The following is a 12060-nucleotide window of genomic DNA, read 5'->3' on the forward strand; positions in this document are numbered from 1 at the left end:
GGTCGATGATATCAAGGAAGGAGTAATTAACCATTCAGGGAAAAGGCCCGCATCCATCGCCCTAACTATTGCTTTGTTCGACTGGCGATTTCCTTCCTGGCCAATTCCTTGGTCCTGACTATCGCGTCGCCTATGGCCTTGACGGTGCCCTCCCTCCGTTCATGCTTCATGCACAGCATGCAGGCGAGCTCTTGGGATCTCACCTCGTTCGACGCCGTATCCCCCGCCCCGGTGTCGATGAAGAGGACGCGGGTGAAGCCCTCGAACATCATCTTGAGGAAGAACAGAGGTTCGTATCCCTGGTCCCTCATGCTGTCCAGCTTGAAGAGCTTGATCAGCCCATCCGGTCCGTTCCGGGCCCATCCAGACGGATAGAACCAGGTTATGCCCCCAGATTTTTTCTCCCGGTGGTACTCATCGTCAGGCAACATGGCGGCAATGCAATCCTCATATTCCAGCATGACCAACGGAACATTGACCTTCTCTGGCATGCCCTTCAACGTCTGGCAGTGACCATAACCGAGGAAAACGGCGTCATATTGACCCTCCATGGTGGCAAGGCGTTCCTGGATCCGCTTGAGGAGCTCATCGGTATAGATATGGAGGCCGAAATCCAGGTATTCACGGTATACGATGTCCGGATCGTCCTTGGTGACCTGTTCGATCTCGTCCCTGATCGCGTCGCAGCCGAGGATGGCGATCCGCATGCCCCCCACGATGCGTTGCGAAGACATTAACCTAGTGCCCTTTCATGATCGATTCACATCGGGACATCCATCATCAGATAGTGGGAGGGCGGCAATCCCAGGCGGCGATAGGCCTCGATGGCGTTGAGGTTGTCCTTGTCCACATAGAGCCTGATACCGAATACATCGCCCTGTCCCTTTGCCATGACCCTGATCTCTTCCAGCAGAGCGCGCAGAAACCCCTTCCGCCGATGATCGATATTGACATAGACGCTCTGCACCCACCAATATTCCCCGTTCCTCCAGTCGCTGAACTCGGATGTTATCATGCATTGGCCAACGACATGGCCCTCCTGCCTGACCAACAGATAGAAGCCCCTGCCCGGTTCGCCTAAGAACCGCTTCATGGCGCTGGTGACCGTCTCCCTATCCAAGGTTTTCCCTTCCGATTCCTTCGCCATTCTCAGGATGTTGTCGACGATCGCTTCGATATCGTCGGGGCCTGCTTTCGATGTAATGAAACCCATGAGATCGACCGCTCTTTCTACCCGAAAGGCCAGGTAGGTCTTTATCTTTGACCCGCACGTCATCGAATGGACGTGTTATTCTTCTGCCTTTATCAGGCACATGATCCCCACCATCCCTATGTCACACTGGCCGGAGCGTGCCCGCGAACACCTGCCATGCCAGAGCGGTCTTCGCCACCAGACTGAGCACTATGTAGATGTACTCCCCGTACAGGTAGTCCTTCCATCTTCCTACTTTGCGATACTGCAGGATCATATTGAATGCGAAGGAAAAGAAGAACACCGCCAGGGATATGAAGATGAAATAAACGAAGGTGGGGACCGAGTTCGAACTTGTCGACCCTGATCCAACGAGGTAGATCGTGATGCCTATCCAGGGGACGATACCGGCCAAGGTTCCGAAAATGAAGGGCGTCCAGTTGACCTTTTCCCTCTTCTGGTTGTACATCTCCATGAGCATCCCGAACAGGTTCATGCAGGCATTCACAGCGAAGATGGCGATCAGGCTGACGATGTCATAGATCCCGACCAACATCGATATGACCACGATCATGACCGATGAACTGACGGCATACTCGACCCACCTGGCATAGTTGATGTGATTCTCCAGGTTGGCAACGTACCATTTGAAGGCCCGAGGGGTCGAGAGCAGGAGATGATCTGCAGCCGAGATGAACAGGAACAGTGCTATCATCGGGGCGATCGGCAGATTATAGACGACCTGGACCACGGGATCGAGATGTTGGGTCAGCTGGTTGTACTTGAGGAATGAACTAGAGATCGGCAGGGCATAATTGCTGCTGATGGCTAGAATAATGGCAGCCTGGACAAAATGAAGAAAACCCATTGCGATGTTGAATCTTCTCAGTCCCTTGTAGGTTGGTGATTCCCTCGTCATGATCATACCCACATCTCAGACGGTGCCATTCGTATATGTTATCGACTTTCGATATACAAATTGTTCTCATCCAAAACGTTATGGATCGGATCACGATCGAATGCTTGGGTCGCCGCCTCTCTCAAGGAACTTACTTTCTTGGATCGGTCAGAAAACATGGAGATCCCTTACTGAAGACAGCGGAAACAGCACCCTATTCTGCGGATTCGGTGAGCCAATGTCAAATACGAGTGCCATGACTTTTGTTTTTCCGGAGATGTCAGGATGAGGTACAAACTGTTCGGTAAGGGCGGGCTCAAAGTCTCCGAGCTCTGCCTGGGTACCATGACCTTCGGAGAGGATTGGGGATGGGGTGCCTCGAAGGAGGAGAGCAAAAGGATCTTCGATGCCTATGTCAACGCCGGAGGCACCTTCGTCGATACGGCCAATGGCTATACCAATGGAACCAGCGAAAAATACGTGGGAGAATTTATCGCCCAGGATCGGGAAAGGTTCGTTCTTGCCACGAAATTCACGTTCGGCGGCAAACCCGACAACCCAAACGGTGGAGGGAATCATAGGAAGAGCATGTTCCAGGCCCTCAACGCCAGCCTGAAGCGCCTCAACACCGATTACGTCGACATCTATTGGGTGCATGCGTGGGACCAGATCACTCCCCTTGAGGAGCTAATGAGGGGGCTGGACGATATGGTCCGAGCCGGAAAGGTGCTGTATGTCGGTTTCTCGGACGCCCCTGCCTGGGTCGTTGCCAGGGCGAACGCGATGGCCGAGGAAAGAGGATGGACGATCTTCACTGGATTGCAGATACCGTATAGCCTGGTGGAACGGACACCGGAGAGGGAGCTACTTCCGATGGCGAAGCACCTTGACCTGACCGTCATGGCATGGTCCCCCTTGGGTGGCGGGATCCTCAGCGGCAAATATAACACGGGAAACGCTGAAAAGGATGCCAGGATGAAACAGAACTATGCCCGGAATCCGTTTGCCCTGAGTGAGAGGAACCTGAAGGTGGCCGAGCAGGTGGTCGAGATAGCCAAGGAGATGAACAGGACACCCTCCCAGATAGCATTGAATTGGCTGAAGCAGAAGAGGAACGCTCTGATAGTGCCCATCCTCGGGACCAGAAGGCTGGCACAGATGGAGGACAACCTCGCCTGTCTCGATTTCTCTTTGAACGAGGCAACGATGAAGAGGCTGGACGAGGTAAGCGACGTCGATCTGGGATTCCCGAACAGCTTCCTCGGAAGGGAGATCAACAAAAAGATGATACTGGGAGATTATTGGGACAGTTTAGACAACCATCGTGCTTGAGCAATGGAGGAACTGGCTCCGAATTACTTACGATCATCTTTCATCGGATGATCTTAGGCGTGGTGTTGGGACCGATGATAAGCAAAGGTCCTACTGACCAGAGGTTCGTTTCTTTCCGAGACATGGATGTTGACCTGACCCGGGAAGCGAACAGATCCTCTGGATTCTGGAGCATCAGTCATGAATTGAATGACGATGTACAGTCCTGTGCTCGGAGTAAGCATTCATCCTTTTTTTGCCAGATTGGTTGGACGAACACCTGGTCCATTTCTTATGATGATCATCAAGGATTCCGAAATGGACTGGCTTTCAATTTAGGCTAAATTCGGGTTCTGTAAATTACTGCCATATCATTAAGGCATAAGTTTCCAATCGTTTTGTACCACCACTTTGAGGTATATTGATAATTAATTTCTGGTGAGGGATCAAAATGGAAAATAGAGAAGGAACCCGTCTACGGTCCATTATGATAGTGACAATGATCCTGACTGGAGCGTTCTTTGTCGTTTCACCAAGTCCATCAACTGCCGAGCAGGCAGGCGATTACACCTATTCGATCAACGACGGGTCCGCAGTGATATCAGCCTATACCGGAGCAGGAGGGGCTGTCACCATCCCTTCCTCCCTGGGGGGATATACAGTGACGGGCATCGGCGCCTATGCGTTCAACAATGCTGCGGGCTTCTCGGTAAGGTCCTTGATCATCCCCGATAGCGTGACAAGCATCGATATCTACGCCTTCGATGGATGCACTGCGCTCACCTCGTTGACGCTGGGCAGCAGCCTCCTCACCATAGGCAACGGTGCATTCGAGCGTTGTTCTGGTCTGATCTCCGTCACCATTCCCAACAGCGTCACCAGGATCGGAAGCTGGGCGTTCTATTCCTGCACTTCCCTCTCCACCCTGACCCTGGGAAGCGGCGTGGTCAACATTGGCGATTATGCCTTTGACGGGTGTTCCGCCCTGGTCTCGTTGACCATCCCCAACAATGTGGTCAGCGTCGGAACGAGCGCGTTCGAGGGTTGCTCCGCGTTAACCTCCGTGTCCATATCAAACCGGGTACAGACCATCGGCAGTTTTGCGTTCTATGACTGCAAGGCACTTATGACCGTGACGATGGGCAGCGGTGTGACAAGCGTAGGCAGCTCCATGTTCTATGGTTGCGATCTCTTGACCTCGATCACCTTCTTGGGGCTGGTCGCACCGACCTCGGTCGGTTCATACTGGTTGCCCCTCAACTCGTACATAATCAGAGGTCATGCCTATGCCACCTCGAATTTTCCCGCCCCAGGCAACACATACTACGGCCTGATGATGGAGTCTACCATCGATCCAGTGGTCCCAGAAGCTCCGAACGGACTTTCTGCGGCTCCCGCCGATGCTGGGATGGTCCTTACGTGGTCGGCGCCCTCCTCGAGCGGCGGTGGGTCTATCATCGACTACAAGATGTACCGAGGGACCGCATCCGCAGGGGAATCATATATCGGACACACGGGCAGCGGTTCTGCTCTGACCTATACGGACACTGGCCTGACCAACGGCGCTACATATTACTATCAGGTCACTGCCGTGAATGCCTATGGGGAAGGGCCGGGAAGCAATGAGATCTCTGGAAAGCCTTCGGTCGCATTGTCAGCTCCGCGGGACCTTCAAATAACAGCCGGCGACAGCCAGGCATCACTTACCTGGACAATGCCGAGCACAATAGGTGACTATCCGATCGATTACTATATCGTCTATCAGGACGGGGTCGACGTAAGACATCCGACCGGTACCACCTCGATCATCACGGGCCTTAACAATGGACAGCCCTACATCTTTGCAGTAGCCGCCCATAATTCCGTGGGCGTTGGACCCCAAACGGCCGCAACACCGACGACTCCGGTTACCTCAAAGACGGTTCCAGGAGCTCCGACCGGACTGGTTGCGACACCTGGTAATGCCCAGGTGGCACTTTCCTGGTCTGCACCAGTTAGCAATGGAGGTGCGACCATAGACTATTATCTTGTCCTTGTGGACGGAGTTGCCAAAACGGCCCACTATAGCACAACGACCGCGACCGTTTCCGGTCTGACCAATGGTCATCAATACAGTTTCACGGTCACCGCCCACAACGTCATCGGCACCAGCCTCCAGTCAGCTGCGGTGAAATCGACACCAACGGCACCAGTGACGGTTCCAACCGCGCCCAGGGACCTGACCACCATGCCCGGTGATGGGCAGGTGTCACTGACATGGTCTGCTCCATCCAGTAACGGAGGGGCGGCCATCGACTATTATCTCGTCTATGTCGATGGGGTTGTAAGGACCGACCACTATCCTGCGAGTTCCGCGATCATAACTGGGCTGACCAATGCAAAATCCTACAGCTTCACTGTCGCCGCACACAATTCCGTTGGGGTCAGCTCCCAGTCCTCGGCCATCATCGCGAAGCCTGCTGCCACGATCACGGTTCCGGGAGTCCCTGTTGGTCCGAACTCCGTGCCTGGGGATGGGCAGATTGCATTAACATGGTCAGCACCCTCCAGTAACGGTGGGGCCAACATCGATTATTATCTGGTCTATACCGACGGAGTCGTCGGAACAGATCATTATACGACCACATCGGCCACCATCACTGGACTGACCAATGGCCAAACCTACAGTTTCACCATTGTGGCCCATAATTCGGTCGGAACCGGAGCGCAGTCAGCGGCCGTGAAGGCCAAGCCATCCACCTCCACGACCGTTCCAGGAGTCCCGATCGGTCTGACCGCGATGCCGGGAGATGGCCAGGTCGAGCTTTCATGGTCAGCCCCCGGGAGCAACGGGGGAGCGGCCATCGATTATTATCTGGTCTACGTCGACGGGGTTGCGAGAACCGATCATTACCCGACCAGTTATGTGACGTTGACGGACCTTGCCAACGGCAGGTCCTATACCTTCGCCGTCTCAGCCCACAACATCATTGGGGACGGTATACGATCTTCAGCCGTGACCTCCACCCCTTCGGTGACCCTGACCGTTCCAGGCGTGCCTACCGGATTGGTCGCCGTTCCTGGAGATGGCCAGGTATCTTTATCTTGGACGATCCCGAGCGGCAATGGCGGCTCGGTGATCGACTATTATGTCATCTATCGAAATGGCAGTGATGTGTCCCATGTGACATCCACGTCTGAAACGGTCACCGACCTGATGAACGGTCAGATGTATGGGTTCACCGTGGCTGCCCACAATGCAATCGGAATGGGAGCGCAATCATCTTCCGTTACCGCTATGGCTTCCGCCACCACCGCCGTCCCTGGCGCCCCATTCGGCCTGACGGCCACCCCTGGTGATGGCCAGATCGTGCTATCATGGTCATCTCCTGGCAGCAATGGTGGGGCGACGATCGATTATTATGTGATCTACATCAACGGGACCCAGATGGCAGATCATTTTGTGGATAACGTCGAAGTTATTTCCGGATTGATCAACGGGCTGCAATACAACTTCACAGTGGCTGCCCATAACTCGGTCGGGATCGGTCCACAATCATCCGTCCTGTCGGCGATGCCTTCGCCTACAATAACGGTTCCTGGGATCCCAGGTGGTCTCAACGTCACTTTGGTCAAGGACCTGGTTTCATTGTCGTGGGATCCTCCCAGCGTCAACGGAGGGGACGCGATCGATTATTATGTGATCTTCCAGGATGGCGTGGATGCCTATCATGAAACAGCCACCTCAAAGATGATCGTAGGTCTGACCAACGGACGGCTCTATAACTTCACAGTGGCAGCCCACAACTCGGTCGGAGTGGGGCAGAGTTCCACAATGGTCAACGCCACCCTGCACTGGAGCCCGGCGCTGCCAGATGTACCTTCCAATGTGACAGTTGTGCCAGGCGATGGATTGGTTACGATTACCTGGAGCGATCCCGATAGCCCTGGCAGTTCTCCGATAGATTACTATGTCGTCTATCAGGACGGTGTCGAGGTAGCGCACCTCATTGGTAATGTGACCACCATCACCGGTTTGACAAACGGCCTAACCTATGATTTTGTGGTTGCTGCCCATAATTCAGAGGGCATGGGGGAGAACTCGACCGCCATCACAGTCACGCTTACATCAAGAGCGGAACCACCAGGAACCACCATGGGCCTGACGGTCACGCCCGGTAACTCGTCGCTGATGATCAGCTGGACCGCCCCCCAGTATTCAGGATCCTTCGAGATAGATTACTACGTCGTATATCAGGACGGTGTGGATGTTCTGCATGTTATCGATAACCAGACCACCATTGGCGGCCTCAACAACGGGCAGAACTACACCATCGAAGTGGGTGCCCATAACGCGGCCGGCGTGAGCAACCGATCGATTGCGCTCACCGTATCCCCCATGGGACCTAATTCCACCAACACAGAGACGTCCTCCCCGACCAAACAGGACAACAGCAGCAGCAACGTCATTCTCAACGTCGGTGCTGTCCTGCTGTTGATGGCGGCGATATTCGGGATCGTTTTGGCCGTTGAGAGGTTGAAGAAGAAGGCCTGAGCATACTTCGGACTAGAACCCGTATTTCCCTACATTGAGGGACGTCAATTACATGATGTTCGGTTCGGTTGAACGGAAAGAAGGCGTGAGAATCATTCCAGACCGCTTCATGCTCGTATCATCTTGCATGTCCGGTAACCCATTCGAAGCCCAGCCACCAAAGAAACATTGAAGAAGTGAGTGCGGGGATTGGGATTTGAACCCAAGGACCGCTAGGGACTAGACCCTCGATCTAGCGCCGTTGGCCATGCTTGGCTATCCCCGCTTAAACTGCCGAATGTTGGCTTCGGTTATTAATGTTTGCCCATGGAAGCGGGCCACGCTGGGGAACGTCGCTAGACCGTCCAGGTCATCGACGCATGGAAGGAGAGGTCTGGATATGCGGGAGAAAGTAGATTTCGGACGTGCCACGGGACTAGACTGCGGAAATGTCGACATAAAGGAAATGGGGATCGACCGGGAGAAGTTCATCGTGTGGTTGTTGACCAATCATCAGCCGATGGGTACCTGTTCCGTTTTATTGCCGGTCAATCTTTCCACTTCTTCTCGGACCTTGCCTTCTATTTGTTTTCCTTTTCCTTTCACTTCATCATTGCTCATAATTTGGGACAACGCGAGATATTGATGAAGGAATGGAGTCCCTTGGTATGCTAAGAATCGAAATGTTGTCCAAACGAGGCGAAAATATTGCCAGACCCGATATCTAATTAGGAGAATAATGAAACCCTCAAAGATTGTTCTTGACCCTATTCTCGATTAAGATTGCCAGACTTTTATATACTTCGTTCACCGAAGAATATTCAGGTAACAATGAGAAAAATATTCCTGTTCATGTCCCTGAGCCTAGATGGTTACTTCGAAGGACCCAATCATGATATTTCTTGGCATCGTGTCGACGATGACTTCAATAGGTTCGCCATCGATCAGCTCCGAGAAACTGATCTCTTCATATTTGGAAGGAGAATATACCAATTGATGGAATCCGCTTGGCCGAAGATAGCCGAGGACCCTTCCGCAACCGAGAACGATCTCGAGATCGCGCTCCTGATCAACCACACCGAAAAGATGGTGTTCTCCAGGACTCTGGATAAGGTAGAAGAAAAAGAAAATTGGCGTAATGTCTCGCTCAGACATGATTTTGATCCTGAGGAGATCAGGAAACTCAAGGACCAGCCAGGGAAGAGCATCTCGGTGGGCGGATCGGATATGGCTATTCCTTTCATTAGGGCAGGGCTGATAGACGAATTCCGTTTCACGATTGCGCCGGTCATGTTAAGGGCAGGCACTAGGATTTTCGAAGGATTAGAGAGCGATCTTGATCTGAAATTGATCAAAGCCCAACCATTCGCTTCAGGGAACGTTGTGCTTTGCTATCGACCCTCATCAACCGCTAAGATCTAGAATTGAACGTGTCCTATTGAAAATGGTTCACATCAGAGGTTAAAAATTCGGACCGACTTCGTTTCTATGACTACAAGGAGGAGGAGGAGAATCGCAATCGACGAAGTCGGTCAAGGTATTGGTCTTGCCTTTTGATTGGACTTCCTAAACGACGAATCGACATTTTCTCCTTATAAACCTCGGGAAGCTATTATCACTTTTGATTCTGATATTTTCTCAAAACTGGCTATCGTAACGTTCAGGTTAAGTTATCAATGACCGATAGATCCAACGATACGATATTTCGTACCACGTCATTCGCGAACGAATATAACTACGACCGGTGTTCCAAATCCATTCCATCTCATCAAGAGATCAACATGTAAGAACTATCGGGTCTATGAAATACCCTGGCAAGGAATATGTGACGGTGAATTATTTATATCGGCTTTACTTAGGAACGCCTGCCAGGAGAGGGAGGGCGGCCGACGGTAGGACTTCGGTCCAGCTGAGGAAGTTCCCCACTCCATGAGAAATGTGGACTGCAAAAGCGGTCGGGCGAGAGCCCGGGCAAGGGCGCAGAAACGACACAGTCCCGATCAATAGGATGATCCGTTAGGCGGTGACGTTCCCGGGAATTTGGTGAAACGGCGACACCTCACAGGAGCAAGCCCAAACAGCCGGAATGACAGCTCAGGACTGGCAGGTAGGGCGCTTAGTTGAATGCTGCCTGAAACAGAAAGGGGACTACTACCCTCACCTGGCACTAATGATTCCTCCAACAAAACCGAACCATCGCCATATTTCGTGGAATCAGCGGAAATGACGTCGTCATCGATCCGATCCCAAATGGCCCAATATTGTTCTGACTGGTATGAAATTCTGATTAAAGGATTGGGTCCGGACCGGTATCAACGAAGGACCGTAATTCCGCCGCAAACCGCAATTTTTTCGTGTTTATTACGGAATATTACGAAATATCCGATAAGAACTCGGGCAATTGGTATCAAGACACTAACGTAAGGCTGTATAGCAAGTGTGAGGAGTGGAAGTTTGTGAGGATCTCATCTGGAAAGCTATATCTGATCGAGGAGAGAGTGCCGTTGAGAACACATCAACTGTTGAGGAAAGAATTGGCGCGAGGTCGGGCGGCGTTGTACATCTCAAAGCATTCGCCGAGCCAGCTTGGAACCCAATTCAGTCTGAATTCGGATCCGTTGCAGACCAAATGGCTAACGCCAAGACCGGAGAACAGCTGCATTCCCCCGATGAACCTGGCGAAATTTGAGGAGAACGTCAAGGAATTTTTGAGGCTGAACCACGATGGGATCGTGGTGCTCAACGGGGTCGATGTGCTGGAGATGTGGAATGGAACCAGGCCGGTGCTCGAGGTCATAAAGAAGGTCCAGAAGGAGATGCAGGCCGGGGACGCCAATTTCATCATCAGCCTGGACCCAAAGAACCATTATCAGACCAGCCTCAACGCCTTGGAAAAGGCATCGGATGAGGTCGTATATCCAACGGTGTAGGGCTATCGGCCCTACCTCCCCATTATTTTCGTTTTAGCAACTAGTATCATTCATATTGCCGCAAGAGTTTCGAGTCCTCATGCCGAACGATCTAGAGGCGCTCGCTGAAAAGATAAAGAACGATTCGATCTCCGGGTCATCGGAGACGGCCATCTACGTTCTGAAGGCGCTTCACGAGATCCTCAGCGATCATGACACCAGCGGCGAACAGATGCTGGGTTTCTCCAAATTGCTGAGACAGGCGAAGCCGGCGATGGCCCCCCTCAGCAACATTGCCAAGATCATGGAGGCAGCGTCCTACGACCCCGACCCGGACAAGACGGCACTGAGCTCGGTGGAAAGATTGATGAGCAACGAAAGGACGGCTACTGACAGGATCGTCGAGAAGATCACCGAAAAGATTGAAGGGACGGTGCTCACCCTTTCCTATTCTGGAACTGTCGTGAACGTCCTGAAGGCCATCTCCAAGAATAAGGAGATCAAGGTCATCGTGGCCGAGTCGTTCCCGTTGGGAGAAGGAAGGAGGACCGCGGAGATCCTATCTAACGATGGGATGGAGGTAACGCTTGTAACCGACTCAATGGTCTTTGCCGAGGCGAGGAGCTCCGACCTCTGTCTGGTCGGCGCGGACGCCATAACCCCACAGGCCCTGATCAACAAGGTGGGTACCTACGCCATCGCCCTGGCCTCGGTCCAGGCGGGCATTCCCGTCTACGTGGCGTCGAGCACCCTCAAGGTCACTTCGGAACTGAAGCCCGATTGGATCATCGAGGAGAGGAACAACGGCAGGATGTCGGAACGCACCCAGCTGTTCGAACCCACTCCCCTGGAACTGATCACAGAAGTGATCACCGAGAAAGGAGCGTCAAGGCCGGGACGTCTTTTCCGGGCCTAGACGCTGATCATCTGGATGAACATCTTCACTTGATTGTCCCATTCGGTGGTGGTGATGTCGACCTCACTTTGGTTCTCACCACATGCGGTGACGGTCACCGATCCGCCTCCGCCTTCCAGGCAGATGCTGTCCGTGTCCTCGCTGACCACGGTCATTCCCAGCTTCAGGAAATAGGCTTTGGCCTTGGCGATCAATCTCTCAGGCGGAAGTTTGCTGCTTGCCCCATAGCGCATACCAGATACCTGAAACCAGAGGGGTTCGGATAATACTTAATCCCTACCTGGAGTTTACCAGGTTTCTGCATATATTTATGCCATTTGA

9 protein-coding genes, 1 tRNA gene and 1 other RNA gene are annotated in these 12060 nt (G+C 52.8%); 6 read left to right on the top strand and 5 right to left on the bottom strand.

Annotated elements, in window-relative coordinates; translation table 11 throughout:
* Positions 1-65 precede the first annotated feature (65 nt).
* The 3 genes from VGK23_01440 to heR are packed head-to-tail and all read right to left on the bottom strand — an operon-like array spanning position 66 to position 2111.
* Positions 66-707, bottom strand: a complete 642-nt coding sequence (locus VGK23_01440; protein ID HEY3419200.1) for a DUF1638 domain-containing protein — start codon at positions 705-707, stop codon at positions 66-68.
* A 53-nt stretch (positions 708-760) separates the two neighbouring features.
* The gene (locus VGK23_01445) at positions 761-1276 is read right to left on the bottom strand and encodes a GNAT family N-acetyltransferase (GenBank protein HEY3419201.1); all 516 of its coding nucleotides are present in this window, start codon (positions 1274-1276) and stop codon (positions 761-763) included.
* A 58-nt stretch (positions 1277-1334) separates the two neighbouring features.
* Positions 1335-2111 (bottom strand): heliorhodopsin HeR, encoded by a 777-nt coding sequence (gene heR, locus VGK23_01450; GenBank protein ID HEY3419202.1) that lies wholly within the window; start codon positions 2109-2111, stop codon positions 1335-1337.
* Between the two features lie 264 nt (positions 2112-2375).
* Between heR and VGK23_01455 the strand changes: the two genes are divergently transcribed.
* Positions 2376-3422, top strand: a complete 1047-nt coding sequence (locus tag VGK23_01455; GenBank protein ID HEY3419203.1) for an aldo/keto reductase — start codon at positions 2376-2378, stop codon at positions 3420-3422.
* Between the two features lie 466 nt (positions 3423-3888).
* On the top strand, positions 3889-7935 hold the full coding sequence (locus VGK23_01460; GenBank protein ID HEY3419204.1) for a fibronectin type III domain-containing protein: 4047 nt from the start codon (positions 3889-3891) through the stop codon (positions 7933-7935).
* A 181-nt stretch (positions 7936-8116) separates the two neighbouring features.
* On the opposite strand, the gene VGK23_01465 is transcribed toward VGK23_01460, so the two are convergent.
* Positions 8117-8200 (bottom strand) — tRNA-Leu (locus VGK23_01465).
* A 545-nt stretch (positions 8201-8745) separates the two neighbouring features.
* Here VGK23_01465 and VGK23_01470 point away from each other — a divergent pair.
* The 4 genes from VGK23_01470 to VGK23_01485 all read left to right on the top strand — a co-directional run bounded on the left by VGK23_01470 (position 8746) and on the right by VGK23_01485 (position 11739).
* On the top strand, positions 8746-9336 hold the full coding sequence (locus VGK23_01470) for a dihydrofolate reductase family protein (GenBank protein HEY3419205.1): 591 nt from the start codon (positions 8746-8748) through the stop codon (positions 9334-9336).
* A 448-nt stretch (positions 9337-9784) separates the two neighbouring features.
* An RNA gene (gene rnpB / locus VGK23_01475) (RNase P RNA component) lies at positions 9785-10077 on the top strand.
* Positions 10078-10370: 293 nt separating this feature from the next.
* On the top strand, positions 10371-10844 hold the full coding sequence (locus VGK23_01480; GenBank protein ID HEY3419206.1) for a DUF835 domain-containing protein: 474 nt from the start codon (positions 10371-10373) through the stop codon (positions 10842-10844).
* A 79-nt stretch (positions 10845-10923) separates the two neighbouring features.
* Positions 10924-11739, top strand: coding sequence for a hypothetical protein (locus VGK23_01485; protein HEY3419207.1), 816 nt, complete (start codon positions 10924-10926; stop codon positions 11737-11739).
* On the opposite strand, the gene VGK23_01490 is transcribed toward VGK23_01485, so the two are convergent.
* A complete protein-coding gene (locus tag VGK23_01490) occupies positions 11736-11972 on the bottom strand; it encodes a hypothetical protein (protein ID HEY3419208.1) in 237 nt (78 codons plus the stop codon). The genes VGK23_01485 and VGK23_01490 overlap by 4 nt on opposite strands.
* Positions 11973-12060 lie beyond the last annotated feature (88 nt).

Source organism: Methanomassiliicoccales archaeon, from assembly GCA_036504055.1.
Lineage (GTDB): Archaea > Thermoplasmatota > Thermoplasmata > Methanomassiliicoccales > UBA472 > DASXVU01.